This is a genomic window from Pseudomonas sp. X10 (assembly GCF_054889225.1).
In genome coordinates this window covers 2,863,512-2,881,949 of record NZ_CM142677.1, presented here as the reverse complement: position 1 = coordinate 2,881,949, position 18,438 = coordinate 2,863,512, and the positions used below count along the sequence as shown (strand labels likewise).

The 18,438-nt window shown below is 64.9% G+C and carries 16 protein-coding genes; 7 read left to right on the top strand and 9 right to left on the bottom strand.

Annotation, left to right across the window (positions count from 1 at the left end; genetic code table 11):
- The first annotated feature begins 3 nt into the window (after positions 1-3).
- Positions 4-426 (top strand): malonate transporter subunit MadL, encoded by a 423-nt coding sequence (gene madL, locus ACYU03_RS13145; RefSeq protein ID WP_461884990.1) that lies wholly within the window; start codon positions 4-6, stop codon positions 424-426.
- Positions 427-428: 2 nt separating this feature from the next.
- Positions 429-1,196 carry a malonate transporter subunit MadM gene (gene madM / locus ACYU03_RS13140; RefSeq protein ID WP_461884988.1) on the top strand — a complete coding sequence of 256 codons (768 nt, stop codon included), beginning with the start codon at positions 429-431 and terminating at the stop codon, positions 1,194-1,196.
- A 71-nt stretch (positions 1,197-1,267) separates the two neighbouring features.
- Here the strand turns inward: madM and ACYU03_RS13135 are convergent, their stop codons facing one another.
- From ACYU03_RS13135 to ACYU03_RS13115, 5 genes are all read right to left on the bottom strand, one after another.
- On the bottom strand, positions 1,268-2,206 hold the full coding sequence (locus ACYU03_RS13135; RefSeq protein ID WP_461884987.1) for a LysR family transcriptional regulator: 939 nt from the start codon (positions 2,204-2,206) through the stop codon (positions 1,268-1,270).
- A 72-nt stretch (positions 2,207-2,278) separates the two neighbouring features.
- Positions 2,279-5,026, bottom strand: coding sequence for a cation-transporting P-type ATPase (locus ACYU03_RS13130; protein WP_461884986.1), 2,748 nt, complete (start codon positions 5,024-5,026; stop codon positions 2,279-2,281).
- Between the two features lie 140 nt (positions 5,027-5,166).
- Positions 5,167-6,519, bottom strand: coding sequence for a glutamine synthetase family protein (locus ACYU03_RS13125; RefSeq protein WP_461884985.1), 1,353 nt, complete (start codon positions 6,517-6,519; stop codon positions 5,167-5,169).
- 24 nt (positions 6,520-6,543) lie between these two features.
- Positions 6,544-7,095 carry a helix-turn-helix domain-containing protein gene (locus ACYU03_RS13120; protein WP_461884984.1) on the bottom strand — a complete coding sequence of 184 codons (552 nt, stop codon included), beginning with the start codon at positions 7,093-7,095 and terminating at the stop codon, positions 6,544-6,546.
- Positions 7,096-7,114: 19 nt separating this feature from the next.
- The gene (locus ACYU03_RS13115; protein ID WP_461884983.1) at positions 7,115-8,404 is read right to left on the bottom strand and encodes an NAD(P)/FAD-dependent oxidoreductase; all 1,290 of its coding nucleotides are present in this window, start codon (positions 8,402-8,404) and stop codon (positions 7,115-7,117) included.
- A gap of 186 nt (positions 8,405-8,590) precedes the next feature.
- Between ACYU03_RS13115 and ACYU03_RS13110 the strand changes: the two genes are divergently transcribed.
- The 3 genes from ACYU03_RS13110 (at position 8,591) to ACYU03_RS13100 (ending at position 11,771) form a co-directional block, all read left to right on the top strand.
- The gene (locus tag ACYU03_RS13110) at positions 8,591-9,478 is read left to right on the top strand and encodes a LysR substrate-binding domain-containing protein (RefSeq protein ID WP_461884982.1); all 888 of its coding nucleotides are present in this window, start codon (positions 8,591-8,593) and stop codon (positions 9,476-9,478) included.
- A 92-nt stretch (positions 9,479-9,570) separates the two neighbouring features.
- Entirely contained in the window at positions 9,571-10,680 is a 1,110-nt protein-coding gene (gene aguA, locus ACYU03_RS13105) for an agmatine deiminase (RefSeq protein WP_461884981.1), read from the top strand.
- Entirely contained in the window at positions 10,680-11,771 is a 1,092-nt protein-coding gene (locus ACYU03_RS13100; protein WP_461884979.1) for an extracellular solute-binding protein, read from the top strand. Before aguA ends, ACYU03_RS13100 begins: the two co-directional genes overlap by 1 nt.
- 102 nt (positions 11,772-11,873) lie before the next feature.
- On the opposite strand, the gene ACYU03_RS13095 is transcribed toward ACYU03_RS13100, so the two are convergent.
- Together ACYU03_RS13095 and ACYU03_RS13090 are read right to left on the bottom strand one after the other, a co-directional pair.
- A complete protein-coding gene (locus tag ACYU03_RS13095) occupies positions 11,874-12,935 on the bottom strand; it encodes a 3-deoxy-7-phosphoheptulonate synthase (RefSeq protein WP_461884978.1) in 1,062 nt (353 codons plus the stop codon).
- A 546-nt stretch (positions 12,936-13,481) separates the two neighbouring features.
- A complete protein-coding gene (locus ACYU03_RS13090) occupies positions 13,482-14,147 on the bottom strand; it encodes a response regulator (RefSeq protein WP_461884977.1) in 666 nt (221 codons plus the stop codon).
- Positions 14,148-14,397: 250 nt separating this feature from the next.
- Between ACYU03_RS13090 and ACYU03_RS13085 the strand changes: the two genes are divergently transcribed.
- Positions 14,398-15,033: a response regulator gene (locus tag ACYU03_RS13085; protein WP_461884976.1), complete on the top strand. Its 636-nt coding sequence runs from the start codon at positions 14,398-14,400 to the stop codon at positions 15,031-15,033.
- 11 nt (positions 15,034-15,044) lie between these two features.
- Here the strand turns inward: ACYU03_RS13085 and ACYU03_RS13080 are convergent, their stop codons facing one another.
- Positions 15,045-15,689 (bottom strand): pentapeptide repeat-containing protein, encoded by a 645-nt coding sequence (locus ACYU03_RS13080; protein WP_461884975.1) that lies wholly within the window; start codon positions 15,687-15,689, stop codon positions 15,045-15,047.
- Positions 15,690-15,844: 155 nt separating this feature from the next.
- A complete protein-coding gene (gene exaA / locus ACYU03_RS13075) occupies positions 15,845-17,716 on the bottom strand; it encodes a quinoprotein ethanol dehydrogenase (RefSeq protein WP_461884974.1) in 1,872 nt (623 codons plus the stop codon).
- Between the two features lie 261 nt (positions 17,717-17,977).
- Here exaA and pedF point away from each other — a divergent pair, with 261 nt between their 5' ends.
- Positions 17,978-18,415, top strand: a complete 438-nt coding sequence (gene pedF / locus ACYU03_RS13070; RefSeq protein WP_461884973.1) for a cytochrome c-550 PedF — start codon at positions 17,978-17,980, stop codon at positions 18,413-18,415.
- The last annotated feature ends 23 nt before the right edge of the window (positions 18,416-18,438 follow it).

Here is an 18,438-nt window from a genome sequence, read left to right as displayed (position 1 = left end):
ACAATGATCATTTATGGTGTGGCCCTGTTGGCCGTCTGCACGCTTGCCGGTGTCATCGTCGGCGACTTCCTGGGCGTGCTGCTGGGTGTGAAATCCAATGTGGGTGGGGTCGGCATCGCCATGATCCTGCTGATCTGCGCGCGGCTCTACATGCACCGTCATGGCGGCATGAGCAAGGAATGCGAGTTCGGCGTCGGCTTCTGGGGCGCCATGTACATTCCTGTGGTGGTGGCCATGGCCGCCCAGCAGAACGTGGTGACCGCGCTGCACGGCGGCCCTGTGGCCCTGATCGCGGCGGTGGGCGCGGTGCTGCTCTGTGGTGTCACCATCGCGGTGATCAGCCGGACCCACCGTGGCGAACCCTTGCCGCAAGCCGAAGAACCGGGCCAATCCACCGCGCACGCCGCGCCTGCAGGAGGTCGCTGATCATGTGGTCGCTCATCGAAAACGCTTTGGAACACAACGGCCTGGTCACCGCCTTCGCAGCGGTGGGCGGGATCATGTGGCTGTCGGTCGTGCTGTCGAAGTACCTGACCTTCGGCCGGGTGCATGGCTCGGCCATCGCCATCGTTATCGGCCTGGTGCTGGCCTGGGTCGGCGGTACCCTTACCGGAGGGCAGAAAGGCCTGGCCGACCTGGCCCTGTTCTCCGGCATCGGCCTGATGGGCGGGGCGATGCTCCGGGACTTCGCCATCGTCGCCACGGCCTTCGAAGTGCAGGCCACCGAGGCGCGCAAGGCGGGCTTGGTCGGCGCGGTGTCCCTGTTGTTGGGCACGGTGCTGCCCTTTATCGTCGGTGCCGCCGTGGCTTGGGTCTTCGGCTACCGTGACGCGGTGAGCATGACCACCATCGGCGCGGGCGCGGTGACCTACATTGTCGGGCCGGTGACCGGGGCGGCGCTGGGCGCCAGTTCCGATGTGATGGCGCTGTCGATCGCCACCGGGTTGATCAAGGCGATCCTCGTCATGGTCTTCACCCCGGTCTCGGCGCGCTTGCTAGCCTTGGACAACCCGCGCTCGGCGATGGTCTTCGGCGGCCTGGCTGGCACCGTGTCCGGTGTCACCGCAGGCTTGGCGGCGACCGACCGACGCCTGGTGCCGTATGGCGCCTTGACCGCCACGTTCCATACCGGGCTGGGTTGCCTGATGGGGCCGTCGATCCTGTACTTCTGTGTGCGGGGGCTGGTGGGCGGCTAGGCCTGGCGCAGCATCAGGCAGGAGCGGCGGTTCGGCGCTCCTACAGATTCATCGCCAGCTCACGCTGGCTGCTACGGGGATAGCGTCGGCGCCAAGAGGTCCCGCTCGCGGCTGTACATGCGGCATTCGGCAACCAGTGCCAGCAGGTTGGGGTCGCGTTCCCGGGCCTTGAGGAAGACCACGCCGATGTGCTGCTGCAGGTGATAGCGGCGTTGCAAGCGGATCAGCCTCACCCGGTTCTCATAGACCGCCGCGATGCGCCCCGGCAGCAGGGCGTAGCCCACACCGGAACTGACCATGCTCAGCAAGGTGAAGATGTCGTTCACCTGCATCGCCACCTTGGGCTCGAAGCCCGCCTGCTCGAACACCCGCACGCCATCGCGGTGGGTGGCGAAGCCCTGGGTCAGGGTAATGAAGGTGGAGTCGGCGAGGTCGGCCAGGTCGACTTCATCCTGCAGCGCAAAGGGCGAGTCGGTCGGTACGGCGAGGAAGATGTCGTCGGAGAACAGTGGCAAATGCTCGCAGGCAGGGTCGTTGACGCTTTCGTTCAGCGACACGAGGATGGCATCGAGCTCGAAGTTCTTGAGCCGGTACATCAAGTCCACGTTGGAACCCAGGGTCAGGTCGATATTGAGCTCGCTGCGCCGCAGCTTCAGGCCCATGATCAGCTTGGGCACGGTCTTGACCGTCAGCGAGTAGAGCGCGCCGAGCTTGAAGCGCTCGGAAGAGAAACCAGCGGCTTCACGGGTCAGGCGCACCATCTCGCCGGCATCCTGGATCAACTGGCGGGCCTGTTTTTCCAGAACATAGGCGCTTTCCAGCGGTATCAGGTTGCGCCCCTCGTGCTTGAACAGCGGGCAACGCAGTGCGCTTTCCAGCGAGTGGATCGCCCGGTGCACGCTGACATTGCTGGTCTGCAGCTCGCTGGCGGCCCGAGCCAGGTTGCCGCTGTGCATGAAGGCGAGGAAGATCTCCAGCTTTTTCAGGGTCAGTTCTTCGTCGATGAGCATGGGCTGCATCCGGCCAGGGTGAACCCCGATAGTGCCAGAATGCAGCCTGCTGTGGCATCGAAGCGCATCCTTCTATTGCGTCACAGCGCGGTTCTCTTCGCGGCGCAGGGCCAGGTGTTCGGCCAGCGGTGTCCTGCGGATCACCAGTTTCTCAAGCTCAACCACTGTGTAGACCAGCGCGCCCGCGGCAATCACTTGAGCCCATTGCGCCCATGTCAGGTCGGTGGAGCCGAAGATCTCCTGCATGATCGGTGCATGGGTGAAGAGCAGCTGCAGCGGGATGCAGGCGGCGATGGCCAGCAGCAGGTAGGGGTTGCCGGTCAGTCCTTCACGGTTGGTGACCGGTTCGATCAGCGAGCGCGAATTGATCAGGTAGAGCATTTCGGCGGCGACGACGGCGTTGACGGCCATGGTCCGCGCTGTCTCGATGCTCGAGCCTTCGCTGAGCTGCCAGAGGAACAGACCCAGCGCGCCGCACATCATCAGCACCGACACCATGAGTATGCGCCAGATGAAAAAGCCGGAGAGCAGGGCTTCGTTCGGCGCGCGCGGGGCGCGGCGCATGATGCCGCGTTCCGCCGGCTCGAAGGCGAGCGCTAGCCCCAGGGTGCTGGAGGTCACCATGTTGATCCACAGGACCTGCGCCGGGGTCAGCGGCAAGGCCAGCTCGAACAGGATGGCGGCAATCACCACCAGCGCTTCGCCGCCGTTGGTGGGCAGCATGAACAGAATGAATTTCTTCAGGTTGTCGTAGACCGCGCGGCCTTCGCGCACGGCGGTGGCGATGGTGGCGAAGTTGTCGTCGGCCAGGACCATATCGGCGGCTTCCTTCGCCGCTTCCGAACCCTTCATGCCCATGGCGATGCCGACATCGGCGCGCTTGAGCGCGGGCGCATCGTTCACGCCGTCGCCGGTCATGGCCACGATCTGGCCGTTGTCCTGCAAGGCGGTCACCAGGCGCAGCTTGTGTTCCGGGCTGGCCCGGGCGAACACATCCACGCCGGTGACTACCTGGCGCAAAGCTTCGTCGCTGATCATCGCCACCTCGGCGCCGGTCATGGCCGGCTTGCCCACGCCGATGGCGAGTTGGGCGCCGATGGCCCGGGCCGTCTCGGCGTGGTCGCCGGTGATCATCTTCACCCGGATACCGGCGCGGTGGCATTCGCCAACCGCCTTGACGGCCTCCTCGCGCGGAGGGTCGACGATCCCGACCAGGGCCAGCAGGGTGTAGCCGCTGTCCATGTCTTGCAGGCTCAAGCCGCCATCCCGTGGTGCTGAGCGCTTGCAGGCCAGTGCCAAGAGGCGCAAGCCTTGGGCCGCGGTGTCGGTGGTCATGCGCCGCCAGTAGTCGACGTCGAGTGGCTGCTCGCCCTCGCGGCCCCATTGCAGGGTGCACATGTCGAGCAGACGTTCGGGGGCGCCCTTGACGAAGATCCAGGACTGGCCATCGCCGTCGCGGTGGTGGGTGGCCATGAAGCGGTGTTCCGACTCGAACGGAATGGAGTCCAGGCGTGTCCAGGCCGAGGGCTCGAAGCCGGTCTTTTCGCCGAGTACCAGTAGGGCGCCTTCCGTGGGGTCACCCTCCACACGCCAGGTGTCGTTTTCATTACGCAGGTGCGCGTCGTTGCACAGCACGCCGGTGCGGATGGCCAGGGCCAGCGCCGGGTACTGAGCTGGGTCGACGATACGGCCCTCGATGCTGCAATCACCCACCGGCGCATAGCCCACTCCACCGATGTCGAACACATGCCCGGCGCACACCACCCGCTGCACGGTCATTTCATTGCGGGTCAAGGTGCCGGTCTTGTCGGAGCAGATCACCGTGACCGAGCCGAGGGTTTCCACCGCAGGCAGCCGGCGGATGATCGCGCTGTGCCGGGCCATGCGTTGCACGCCGAGTGCCAGGGTCACGGTCATGATCGCTGGCAGGCCTTCGGGAATCGCCGAGGCGGCGAGGGCGACGACCATCATGAACATGTCCGCCGCTGGGTGGCCGCGCCATAGGGTGCCCAGGACGAAGGTCGCGGCGCAGGCGCCGAGGATCGTCACGGCCAGGGCCCGGCCGAAGCGGTCGACCTTGCGCAGCAGCGGCGTGGCCAGGCCGCGGATGTCGGCCAGCATCTGGTTGATCTTGCCGAGCTCGGTCGCCGTGCCTGTGCCGACGACGATGCCGGTGGCCTGACCATAGACCACCACCGTGCCCGAATAGGCCATGCCATGACGGTCCCCCAGCGGGGCATCGGTTTCCACGGCGTGGGTGTCCTTTTCCACTGGCAGGGACTCGCCGGTTAACGCGGCTTCTTCGACGCGCAGGTCCTTGACGCTCACCAAGCGCACGTCGGCAGGTACCCGGTCACCGGAGGCGAGCAGCACCCGGTCGCCGGGCACCAGGTCGGCGGCATCGATTTCGCGTGGGTTGCCGTCGCGCACCACGGTCGCATGGGGAGCGAGCATTGCGCGGATGGCGTGCAGGGCGCTTTCGGCTTTGCCTTCTTGAATGAAACCGATGATTGCATTGATCACCACGGCGGCCAGCAGGACGCCGGTGTCGACCCAATGGCCGAGCAGCGCAGTGATAACAGCCGCCGCGATGATCACATAGAGCAATATGTTGTGGAACTGCGCCAAAAAGCGCATCAGCGGGCCACGGCGCTTGGGAGGGATCAGCTTGTTCTGGCCATACTGGGCGATACGGCTTGCCGCTTCCGCCTCCGGCAACCCACCGGGGCCTGTCTGCAGGTTTTGCTCGACTTCTTCGACGCTGAGCGAATGCCAGGCGGCGGGCGTCTGGACAGGAGGAGGGGTAAAGGGAGCTGTCATGGGATCAGGCCTTTTCCGTGCCGGGAAGTTGAACGGTGCTTGCGTTTACAGTAAAGGCCGAAATGTCCGAAAGTACTGACAGATATCAGTGAATAGATTGGAATAGGCACCGGCGCCCATGGATGCCGGTGCCTGGCGCATCAGAGGAACCAGCGATATTCCCGGGCGCTGACCTCATGCATGAACGCCAGGTGGTCCTGGCGCTTGTTCTCGCAGTACACCATCACGAACTCCTCTCCTAAGCCCTCCAGCAGCGGCGGGTGATCGCGCATCGCCGCCACCGCGCTCAGCATGTCCTTGGGGAAGTCGATGCCGCTGCCACGGTCTTCATTGAGGGGCGCAATAGGCTCCTGGCCGGCATCCAGGCCATGCTCCATTCCGCAGAGGATTGCCGCCAGTACTAGGTACGGGTTGGCGTCGGCGCCGGCCAGGCGGTGCTCGATGCGCAGGTTGCGTGGCTCCGACTCGGGGATACGGATGCAAGCATCGCGGTCTTCGAACCCCCAACTGGCACGGCTGGCGGCATTGACCATGGCGCCATAGCGGCGGAAGGCATTGTGGTTGGCGGCGAAGACCGGCATGCAGTGCGGCAGCAGCGACAGGCAGCCCGCCACCGCATGGCGCAGCGGCCGCTGTCCGTGCGCCGCCAGCAGGTTGTTGCCGGCGTTGTCGTAGAGGCTGACGTGCACATGCATGCCACTGCCCGGCGCCTCCAGGTAAGGCTTGCTCATGAAGCTGGCACGTAGCCCATGCTTGAGCGCCACGCCACGGGTGCTGCGGCAGAACAGCGCCGCCCAGTCCGCCGCCCGCAAACCATCGTCGCAGTGGCCGAAATTGATCTCGAACTGGCCGGGGCCCAGTTCGGCGGTCATGACATTGGCGTCCACCCCTTGCTCGTTAGCCGTGTCGACCATGTCCCGGAGCACGTCGGAGAACCGCGAAAGGCGTTCGATGTGCATGTTCGGCTGGTCGTCCGGATCGTCGCTGAACGGGTCGCGGGGAAACTGCGGCAGACCGTCCCGGAGGGCGCGGTCGAACAGGTAGAACTCCAGCTCGAAGGCCACCACCGGGTGGATACCGCGCCGCTGCAGGCGTTGCAGGACACGGGCGAGCACCTCGCGCGGCTCGAACTCGATGGGCGCCGCAGTGCCGTCGGAGGTGATCAGCATCTGCCCCAGGGGCTGGCTCTCCCAACTCACCGGCTTGAGGGTGCCGGGGACCAAGCGCCGTGGCGCGTCCGGGTCGCCATCGTTGAAACAGTAGTCGCCAATCGGGAAGAGCCCGCCCTGAACGCCGAGCAGCACGCAGTTCTGCGGCAGTTTCAGGGGGCTACCGGCGGCCACCTTCTCGAGCATGTCCACGGGATAGCGCTTGCCGTAGAAATGCCCCGGAATATCCAGGCTGATGAGGTCGACATGACGCACCTGGGGATGGCGGGCGCGGAACGCGCGAACTTCACTGAGCAGATCGGGGGAGCCTTTTGTTGTTGTCATGGCGTGCAATCCTGCGGCATGGGGTCATCGGAATACCCAGAGGACCCGGGTCGGTTGGTCGGTCAGGTTGGCGTAGCGGAACTGGCTGTGCGCCGGGAGCTGGAAACTGTCGTTCGGACCGAGGGTGACCGGGTCGTCCTGGCCCTCGAGCCACAGGCTCAGGTAGCCCTCGAGAACGAACCCGCCTTGTTCGGAGCTGTCGTCCAGATGGCCCTCGCCACTGCTGGCGCCGGGTGCCAGATGGCTCTCGAGCATGGAGAATTTGCCGGTAAGCGTGGGCGAGACCAGCACGTCGGTGATGCCGCTGGCGTAGTAGAGCGTGCGCCGCTCGCCGGGGCGGGTGACCCAGTCCAGCGCGCGCGGCTTGCTGGCTTGGTAGAAGTAGGTGGTGGGCACGTTCAGGGCTTCGCTGATCGCGGTCAGGTCAGCCACGGTCGGCCTCGACAGGCCGCGCTCGACCTGGGACAGGAAGCCGAGCGAGCGCTTGACCCGGCTGGCCAGCTCGCCGAGGGTCAAGCCCCGGTGCTTGCGCAGGTCGCGGATCAGGATGGCCAGGCCTTCGATTTCATCTTGCATGTGTGGGGGTGTCCTTGGTTCAGACATGGTCACGCAGCCGGTACCAGGCCTTGGCGGCCGCTTCCAGCGGGGCGGCCATCAACTCGCCGCCGGGGAAGCGACCATTGTCGATGCCTTGGTATAGCGCCAGGAGGTCCTCGTCACCGAGGATCGCATCGGCGACCGCCCGTGCCCCGGCCAGGGTCGGTAACACGCCATGGCCGGAAAAACCCTGCAGCCAGTAGCGCTGACCCTGGCGGCCGATATCCGGGGTGCGACGGATGCTGCAGTCGATGTGACCGCCCCAGGCGTAGTCGATGCCGACGCCCTTCAGTTGCGGGAATACCCGCTCCAGGTAGGGACGGGTGGCGCTGGCGACGTCCTTGGGAATACCGCCCAGGTAGGTGCAGCCACCGCCGAACAGAAGACGGTGATCCGGCGTCAGGCGGAAGTAGTCGGGCACGAATTGGTTGTCGATCACGCAACTGTTGCGTGGCAGCAACGACTGGGCCAGTGCCGGGTCCAGGGGGGCGGTCGCCACCTGGTAGGACCCCACCGGCAGCAGCCGGCGCGAAAGGGTGCGGTCCAGGCGGTCGATGTAGGCATTGCAGGCCAGCACCAGCACGTCGCTGCGCACCTCTCCCTGAAGGGTGTGGGCGACGAAGCCGGTGGCGGTTTGCTGATAGTCCTGGACCTGGCTCTGCTCGAAGATGCGTCCGCCGGCGGCCTCGATGGCGTTGGCCAGGCCCTGGGCCAGTTTCAGTGGATTAAGGTGCGCGCCGTTGGGGTCATAGAGGGCGGCCTGGTAGCGTGGGCTGTCGATCCATTCGGGCAAGGCGTCGCGCTCGATCAGACGCAGGCAGTCGTAACCCCATTTCGCTTCGGCTTCGCGCTGGGCCTCCTGCAACTGCTTCACCCGGCGGGGCAGCACGGCGGTCCACAGGCTGCCTGGCCGGTAGTCGATATCGAAGCCGTGCCGCTGAGGTAGCTCGCGCATCTCGGTGGCGGCCCAGCACATGCTGTCCCAGAGCCGTCGGGCACGCTCCTGACCCAGGGACTTCTCCAGCGGGGGCATGTCGCAGGACCAGCCCAGCAGCGCCTGGCCGCCATTGCGCCCGGAGGCCGCCCAGGCCACGCGGCTGGCTTCCAGCAAGGTCACGCGCTTGCCAGCCAGGGCCAGGCGCAGCGCGGTGTGCAGGCCGCTGAAACCGGCGCCGATGATCAGCACCTCGGTTTGCGCGCAGCCTTGCAGGGTCGGGCGCAGGGGGATGGCCGACGGGTAGGTCTGGGCGTAATAGCTGCCAACGTGTTGCGCGGATTGCTTGAACATGGCGGGCCTCGTGAAATTCATCTTGTTTTATTTCATGAAAAAATAGCAAAGAAATTTCACGGCGCCAATTGTGTTTCTTGCCAAGGCGTCAGCTGACGCTGGCGCCTACATCCGTCCCAAGACAGGCACTTGCGAGTATGATCGGCCCCTGGTCTCGCTTGGATGTTCTACCCACAGGAGTGCGACATGCGTCGGCTGCCGTCCCTCACCGCTTTGCGTACCTTTGAATGTGCTGCCCGGCATGGGCATTTCGGCCGTGCGGCGGCCGAGTTGTGCGTCACCGACAGCGCCGTCAGCCACCAGATTCGCCAACTGGAAGAGCAACTGGGCGTCGCTTTGTTTGAACGGGTGGGGCGTCAGGTGCGTCCGAGCACCGAGGCCGAGCGCTTGCTGCATCACCTGCAGCAGGCCTTCGAGCTGATCGGCAAGGCCTGCGACGAGCTGCGCGATCCGGCGTCCCAGGCTGTCCTGCGGGTAGCGGTGACCGCGGAGCTCGCGCAGAAGTGGCTGGTCGCCCGGCTCGCCGACTTCAGCAGCCGCTACCCCCATATCACCTTGCACCTGCACGAACAGCCGATCAGTGCCGGGGCGCCGGCGCTGGACATCGATATCGCGATCACCTACGGCACCAGCGCCCTGGACGCGAGCACCCACTTCGTCCGGCCATTGCCGCTGTTGCAATTCTTTCCGGTGTGCAGCCCAGGGTTGTTCAACCAGGGCGGGCTCAAGCGTCCGCGTGACCTGGTACGCCACTGCTTGCTGCACGACGACCAGGATGGCAGGACCTGGACCACTTGGCTGGCCACCCATGCCGACGATGCCTTGCCGACTCGCCAGTTGTATTTCCCCCACGCGGCGCTGGCCCTGGAGGCGGCGGTGCTGGGGCAGGGCGTGGCCATGGGCGATAACCTGACCTGCCAGGGCGACTTGCAGGGAGGCCGCTTGGTGCGCCCATTCAGCGCCAGCGTGACGGCGCAGGGGCAATACGCGCTGGTCTGTGAACGCTTGCGCCTGGAGCGGGGCGCTGTGGCGCAGTTCATCGAATGGTTCACCGAACAGATCAGCGAATCGTGAATTAAATTCAACTATCGCTTAGTTTTCATCGTTGGAAGCCCATGCCAGGGCGGCGTAGCGTTCAGTCATCCCTATCGATGACGAGGTTCAGCATGGCACGTTCGCTCACCACCACCCCCAAGGCCGATGGTTTCCGCTTGCCCGGCGAATTCGAACGCAAGGCCGGCTGCTGGCTTGGCTGGCCGGAGCGCCCGGATGTCTGGCGCAACGGTGCCAAACCTGCACAGAAGGTTTGGGTCGAGATCGTCAGTGCCATCGCCTCTAGCGAACCGGTGACCGTTTGCGCCTCTGCCGCGCAGTACGCCAACGCCCGGCGCCTGCTGCCAGCCCATGTGCGGGTGGTGGAAATGACCTGCAACGACACCTGGTTCCGTGACAGCGGGCCTTGCTTCGTGGTCAATGACAGCACCGGCGAGGTGCGCGGCGTGGACTTCGAGTTCAATGCCTACGGCGGGCTGGATGGCGGCCTTTATTATCCTTGGGACAAGGACGACCAGATCGCCCGCAAGATCCTCGAGATCGAGAACCTGGACCGCTACCGCGCCCCGCTGATCGCCGAGCTCGGCGGCATCCAGAGCGACGGTCAGGGCAGCCTGCTGACCACCGAGCAATGCCTGCTCAACCGCAACCGCAACGCCCACCTGGGCAAGGAGGAGGTGACCCGCAGGCTGCAGGACTACCTGGGCGCCGAGCAGGTGATCTGGCTGCCCCGTGGCTGCAAGTTCGACGAGACCGACGGCCATGTGGATGATCTGGCCTGCTTCGTGCGCCCGGGTGAAGTGGTCCTGCAGTGGACCGACAACCGCGATGACCCGCAGTGGGAAATCTACCAGGAAACCTACGACATCCTGCGCAGCACCCGCGACAGTCGTGGCCGCGAACTCAAGGTGCACAAGCTGCCACAGCCCGAGGTGCTGCAGTGGACGGCGGAAGAGGCGGCGGGCCTGGACCATATCGAGGGCACCCATGTGCGCGAAGCGGGCACCCGGATCTGCGCGTCGTACATCAATTACTACGCGGGCAACTCGGCCATCGTGGTGCCGCTGTTCGGCGACCGTAACGACAGCGTGGCCCAGGCAACCCTGGCAGACCTGTTCCCCGGCCACCGCATCATCGGCATCGAGAACTCCCGGGAGATCCTGCTGGGGGGCGGCAACGTAGCCTGCATCACCATGCCTCAATATGCCGGAGAACGCCGCTGATGAAGACCCTTGCCCTTGCTATCGCCCTGGGCTGCGCAGCGTCGGCGGCCCAGGCGGCCGACGCACAACAGCCGACCGTCAACCTGTACATCTGGGGCGAGTACCTCGCCCCGGATACCCTGGCCAACTTCGAGAAACACAGTGGGATTCGCGTGGTGGCCGACCATTTCGACTCCCTGGAAACCGCCGAGACCAAGCTGCTCACCGGCCGCAGTGGCTACGACCTGGTGCTCAGTGCCGGCCAGCACCTGAGCCGAGCCATTGCCAGCGGCGCGCTACAGCCGCTGGACAAGGAAAAGCTGCCGCACCTGCAGGGCGTGGGTGAGGAGTTCCGCCAGCACATGGCGGTGTTCGACCCGGGCAACCGTTACGCCGGCACCTATGCCTGGGGCACCACTGGCGTGGGTTTCCAGGAGCAGGCGGTGGCGGCGCGGCTGCCGGATGCGCCGCGTGACAGCTGGGCGATGCTGTTCGATCCGCAGGTGGTGGAGAAATTCGCCAACTGTGGGGTCAGTCTGCTCAACGACCCCAACGAGGTGTTCGCGGCAGTGATGCGCTACCTGGGCCTGGACATCAACCAGCAGCGCCTCGAGGACCTCAAGGTGGCCGAGGCGCATTTGCAGAAGATCCGCCCTTACATCCGTTACTTCGACAACGACCGCAACATCAACGACCTGGCCAACGGCGAGACCTGCGTGGCGATGTCCTGGAATGGCAACGTGGCTATCGCCCAAGCCCAGGCGCAACAGGCCGGCAAGGCCTTTACCCTGGACTACAGCATTCCCCGCGAGGGCACGCTGATCTGGCTAGATGCGCTGGTGGTGCCCAAGGACGCGCCGCACCCCGAGGCGGCCTGGGCCTTGATGGACTACCTGATGCGGCCGGAGGTGATCGCCCCGGTCACCAATACGATTCACTACGCCAATGCGATCAGCGCAGCCGATGCGCTGGTCGATCCGCAGATTCGCAATGCCCCCGGGACTTATCCGCCAGCCGAGGTGCGGGCGCGGTTGTATACCAAGAATGACAATAGCAAGGCGTTCAATCGGGCGTTGACGCGGGCGTTCAGTCGGTTGAAGAGCGGGACTTAGTGCTCGCTGTACTGGGCAGGAGCGGCGGTTCAGCGCTCCTGCAGGCTCAGTATTGACGCGATTGCGAATAGGCCGTTGCACCGGCCCATCGCTTCCGCTCCGTCACAGCTGCTGCGCTGCCTTGCGCAACAGCGCTTCGGTCGATGCCCAGCCCAGGCAACCGTCGGTGATCGACACCCCGTACTTCAGCGCGCCCTTGCCCAGCGCCTGGCATCCATCGAACAGGTGACTCTCCAGCATCACCCCCACCAGCGAGCGATCACCGGCCACGCGCTGGGCCAGTACCTCTTCGAGCACCGCCGGCTGACGCGCCGGGTCCTTGCCACTGTTGGCGTGGCTGCAATCGACCATGATGCGCGCTGGCAACCCGGCCTTGGCCAGCCCCTGGCGCGCCTGCTCGACACTTGCCGCATCGTAGTTGGGGCCTTTGTGCCCACCACGCAGCACCAGGTGAGTGTCGCCGTTGCCGAGGGTTTCGACGATCGCCGGGTGGCCTTGGGCATCCAGGCCGAAGTGGCGGTGCGGATGCGCGGCGCTGCGGATCGCGTCGCAGGCGATGCCCACGCTGCCGTCTGTGCCGTTCTTGAAACCCACCGGCAGGCCCAGGCCACTGACCATTTCACGGTGGATCTGCGACTCGGTGGTGCGCGCGCCGATGGCCGCCCAGCTCAGCAGGTCATCGAAGTAGCCGGCGGCCATTGGCTGCAGCAGTTCGGTGGCGATCGGCAGGCCGCGTTCGAGCATGCCCAGCATCAGGCCACGGGACAGGCCGAGGCCGGCGTGCATGTCATCGCTGCCATCGAGGTGCGGGTCGTAGGCCAGGCCTTTCCAGCCCACCGTGGTGCGGGGTTTTTCGACGTAGGCGCGCATCACCAGCAGCAGCCGGTCGCTGACTTCTTCGCTGAGCGCCGCGAGGCGGTCGGCGTATTCCAGTGCCGAGCGTGGGTCGTGGATCGAGCAGGGGCCGACGATCACCAGCAGGCGCGGGTCGCGGCCTTCGAGAATGGCGCGTACGGCCTGGCGGTGTTGTTCGACCTGGAGGGCAAGGGCAGTGGAGAGCGGCATCTGCTGCTTGAGCAGGTGCGGGCTGGGCAGACGCTGGCTGACAGCGGTGTTGGCAGCTTGGGGCTGGGTCAGGGGCAGAGCGAGAGAAGACGATTGCATGGCGATTGCTTCCTGGGCGGACGGCGGGTTCATGCCCGCGCTGCCGGTCCTATCGAGGTGTTCGACAATTGGCCGGATTGGCATTCAGTGTTGTGGTGCCACCAGTGACGGACCGAACGGAGGCGGCAGGCTGGCCCGAACGGGATTGGCTAAATCGCCAGGCGTAGGTGCGGTAAGCGCGGTAGGTGACGTAGTTCATGGTTCGATCCTCGGTGTGAATGCGTTATGGACGGCCTGAAAAGCAAAACCCCCGGTCGGGGAGCCGACCGGGGGTTGAGTATTCTCGTATTCGGCGGCCCCTCGAAAGTGGGCGCCGTTGTGGGTATCAGCGGCGCCTGTGGCTAAACCAATACCCAAAATAAAAGCTGGCAGGAGCGACCGCCTGGCAACCGACGACAGCCAGCACAGGACGCGCGGTGCGACCAGTGTGACGAGCGTGGTTGAGGATGGCGTTTGACATGAGGCTCTCCAGTTGATGGCTCCGAGCTTACTGCAGCCTGGGCACGGCTTTCAATGGCTAATTGCGATGGCGGTAATTATTTACGCCTATCGTCGTAGGTAGGCGCTGAAGTCGATGTCACCGGCGCTGAGGATCGCCTGTACCCGATTGTGCACGTTGAGCTTGCGCAAGATCGCCGAGACATGGGCCTTGACCGTGGTTTCGGCGATGTCGAGGTGGTAGGCGATCTGTTTGTTCGACTCGCCCTTGGTCATGCGTTCGAGCACCAGCAGTTGCTTGCGGGTCAGGGCTTGCAGCAACTCGGGGGCGAAACCGTGGGGTTCGCTGAGGCTGCGACGGCTGCCAGGCTTTTGCGTGCGGATGATGTCGGGTGGCAGGTAGACGTTGCCGTTGAGGATCTGCTCGATGGCCTCAGTCATCTGCGAGCGCGGCGAGGACTTGGTGATGAAGCCCACCGCGCCGTAGGTGATGGCCTGTAGCACCACCTGTTTGTCTTGCTCGGCGGAGACGATCACCACCGGAATGGTCGGCGCCTCGTTACGCAGGTTCATCAGCCCGCCCAGGCCGTGCATGCCGGGCATGTTGAGATCGAGCAGGATCAGGTCGAGGTCGTCATGGGCCTGGGTCAGTTCCAGGGCGCTGTCCAGGTCGGCGGTTTCCATCACCTCGCTGCCGGGAAAACCGTCCGCGATCACATTGTGGATGGCCTCGCGAAACAGCGGGTGATCGTCGGCGATCAGGATCTTGTACATGGCTTTGCACCTTATTGTTGTGGTTGTACCTGCCAGCATCGTGTTGCCGGTGCTTCGGGCTACGGTAGCAGCAAGGCAAGGGTCAGCCCAGCGCGGACGCACGCGTGTCCACCTATAGGGTATTAAGGGCGAGTAGCAAGGCTTTGTGAATGCGACCATCGACAGCCGAAGCAGTACCAAAGTAGTAGAGGATGCCGGGCCACCCACTTTTAGCATGGAGGTCGTCCTTGAATTAGGGAGAGACAGGACCATGGCCATCCTGCTGGTCGACGATCATCCGCTGCTGCGTCTGGGGCTGGCCACCAGCCTGGCGCAGGCCTTGCCCGAGGTGCCGCTCGCCCAAGTCGGCAGCGGGGAGGAGGCATTGCATTGGGTGCAGGCGCAAGTTCCAGGGCTGGTCATCATGGATTTCGACCTGCCCGGTATCAGCGGCCTGGAAACCACCCGCCGCCTGCGCCAGCGCCTGCCGCAACTGCGTGTGTTGTTTCTCAGCGAACATACCGAGCTGGGCCTGGTACGCCAGGTGCTGGAGGCGGGCGCCTGTGGCTTCCTGTCCAAGGGCGTGGCACCCGAGGTGCTGGTCGAGGCGGTGCGGCGAATCCTGGCAGGACACGCCTATATCGAACAGGCCCTGGCCACTGCGCTGGCCTGCCAGCCGCAACAGGCCGGTACGAGCCGCTTGCAAGGGTTGACCCAGCGCGAAACCGAAATCTTCCTGATGCTGGCCAAGGGCACCTCGACCCGGCTGATCGCTGAACAGCTGTGCATCAGCAGCAAGACCGTGTCCAACCACCTGACCTTGCTCAAGAGCAAACTGCAGGTCAGTTGCCAGGCGGAGTTGGTACACCTGGCGATCGAGGCGGGGCTGCTCAAGGTCGCGGCCTGACGGTTTGCCAGTCAGTTCCAGCTGTCGGGGCAGCCCTGGCAGCCTTCCATGTTGCTGTCCTGGAAGTTCGCATAGTGCTGCCGGCTGCCGCGCAGGTCGGCATTCTCCAGGTTGCTCTCGCCCAGTTTGGCTTCCTGCAGATTGGCATCGGCCAGGTTGGCGCCCTTGAGGTCAGCCTTGCTCAGCCAGGTCATCTCCAGGTCCGCCGCCTGCAGGTTGCTGCCGTGCAGTTTGGCCCCGGAGAGACGGCCGAACTCCAGGTAAGCGGCGCGCAAGTCGGCCTGGTCGAAGTTGGCGCCCTGGGCGAACACGCCCCAGGCCTGGGTCGCCACGAGGGTGGCACCTTGCAGTTGGGCTAGGCGTAGGTTGGCCTGCTGCAGGCTTGCCCGGGTCAGGTTGGCGCCACGCAAGTCGGCCTTTTCCAGGTTGGCCAGGTCCAGTTGCGCATGGCGCAGATTGGCCTCACGCAGGTCGGCGCCCGCCAGGTTTATCTTGCGCAGGTCTTGGTTGCTCAGGTCGGCGCCACGCAGGTTGGCGTTGGGGCACTGGCTCTCCGGAGCGATGATGCAGCCGTTCACAGTCAGCGGGGCATCGCCTTGATCGTCGGCCAAGGCGGAGGAGAGGGCGAGGGTGAGGAGCAGGGGCAGGTACTTCATAGCAGATCTCCTTCGGAGTTGTCGCAGCCGGGCTTGACGCAAAACCTATGGGAGCGGTCTTGTGTCGCGATCGAGGGCAAGGCCCTCCCAGGGCACCGGCTCAACGTCGGATCAGGGCCAGCCCACCCATCCAGGGCGAGCTGGCCTCGGAGCCCTTAGCGCTGGGCGGTCTTGGTGTCCCAGGCGGGGATCTTGAACACCCAGAACGAACCACCCTGGGCCACCGGCTTGGTCAGCTCGGCCATGTCGCCACCCCAGAGCGGCACGGCGCCGCCGTAGCCTACGGTCACGCCGATGTACTGCTCACCGTCCTGTTCCCAGGTGATGGGCGGCGAGACGATGCCGCTGCCGGTCTGGAATTTCCACAGTTCCTCGCCGGTCTTGGCGTTGAAGGCCTTGAAGTAACCGTCGCCGGTGCCGGTGAACACCAGGTTGCCCTTGGTCGCCAGGACCCCGGCCCACAGCGGCAGGCGCTCCTTGTGCTCCCAGACCATCTTGCCGGTGGCCGGGTCCATGGCACGCAGAGAGCCGACATGGTCGTCGTACATGCGCTTGATGCGGAAGCCCATGCCCAGGTAGGCCGAGCCCTTCTTGTAGCTGACTTCCTCGGTCCAGTACTCCTCCTTCCACTGGTTGGAGGGCACATAGAACAGCCCGGTGTCCTGGCTGTAGGCCATGGGGTTCCAGTTCTTGCCGCCGAGGAAGGGCGGCGAGACCTCCACCGCCTTGCCACGGCTCTCGCCGGGTTCAGGCTTAGGCGGACGCTGGCCTGGGTTCTCCACCGGACGTCCGGTCTTGAGGTCGATATGGCTGGCCCAGGTGATGTTGTCGGCGAAGGGGAAGGCGTTCTTCAACTTGCCGTTGGTGCGGTCGACCACGTAGAAGAAGCCGTTGCGGTCGGCGTGGGCGGTCGCTTTGTATTGCTTGCCGTCCTTGTCCTTGTAGTCGAACAGCACCAGCTCGTTGTTGCCAGAGAAGTCCCAGGCATCGTTCGGTGTGTGCTGGTAGAACCATTTCACTTCCCCCGTGCTCGGGTCGACGCCGACCTGGCCGGAGGTGTAGAGGCTGTCGTAGTCGTGCGGGTTGCCGTCTTTCGAGGTGCGGGCCCAGGTGTTCCACGGGCCGGGGTTGCCGGCGCCGACGATGATGGTGTTGGTCTCGGCGTCGAAGCTCGCGCTCTGCCACGGGGCGCCGCCGCCATGGCTCCAGGCTTCGACCTTGCCGGTCTCGGTGTTCGGGTCGTCCGGCCAGGACGGGGCCTTGACGTCACCGGTGGGGGTGCTGTCCTTGCCGTTGAGGCGACCCATGTGGCCCTCGACGAAAGGCCGCATCCACACCTCTTCACCGGTGTCCGGGTCACGGGCGAACAATTGGCCGACCACACCGAACTCATCGCCGGAGCTGCCGTGGATCAGCAGCACCTTGCCGGTCTTCTGGTCCTTCACCAGGGTCGGTGCGCCGGTCATGGTGTAGCCGGCGCTGTGGTCGCCGAACTTCTTGTTCCACACCACCTTGCCGGTGTCTTTGTTCAGCGCCACGACCCGGGCGTCGAGGGTGCCGAAGAAGATCTTGTCGCCATAGATGGCGGCGCCACGGTTGACCACATCGCAGCACGGACGGATGTTGTCTGGCAGGCGGTGGTTGTAGGTCCACAGGCGCTTGCCGGTCTTGGCGTCGAGGGCGAACACCCGCGAGTAGGAACCGGTGACGTAGATCACCCCGTCGTTGACGATGGCCTGGGATTCCTGGCCACGCTGCTTCTCGTCGCCGAAGGAGAAGGACCAGGCCGGGGTCAGTTTGAATACGTTCTGGTCGTTGACCTGGGCCAGCGGGCTCCAGCGCTGGGCATTGGTGCCCATGCCGTACTGCAGCACGTTGTGGGTGGTCTTGTGGTCATCGGCGATGTCTTCCCAACTGACCGGCTTGGCCTGCACAGCGCCAGCGAGGGCAAGGCTGCCGACCAGCAGTACGGTGTGCACGGCAGCGGACAAGGGCGAAAGCGTGGCGGGTAACGATCTTATTGTCATGGTTGGAGTTCCCAGTGAGGTTGTGGCCTGCATAGCCTGGAGCGCCACCGCTGACCGGGATACGGAAAACTTCCCGCCTGTGCCGGGAAAACTTCCCAGTCCGGGCATGATTTGGCACTGCCCCTCAAGCGCTACTACCAACGGAGGAGGGCGCGGCCACCAAAGCAGCATGGGGACTGGCCTGGAAGCTTTCTAGGATGCTTGCACCGCCTTTCAGCCGAGAGGTGGCTGCGTGCAACCTGAGAAGTCGAGGGCAGAATAATGACAATCGTGAAGAACGCCTGGAACAGCGCCCTGCTGGCCGTATGCCTGTGCAGTGCCGGGGCGGTCCTGGCCCATGGCAACGTGACCCCGTCCGCGGTCAATACCGACGGCCTGGAACCACTGGGGAGCGAATGGCGCGAGGAAAACCCCTACCGCAACAGCAAGGACCACGACAAGGCACTGGCCATCGGCGCCTCGGCCTATAACCAGAACTGTGCGGCCTGCCATGGCCTGGAAGCGAAGTCTGGCGGAATCGCGCCGGACCTGCGCCTGCTCGATGAAGGCGCCGCCGGTGACGAGTGGTTCGTCGAACGCGTGCGCAATGGCGCGGTGCGCGACGGTCGGGTGTACATGCCGAAGATGGCTGACTTCCTCAGCCAGGAAGCCTTGTGGGCCGTGCGCACCTACTTGGACAGTGTCCATGTGGACGAGTGAGCGGCGCGCCTGCCGGCAAGGCC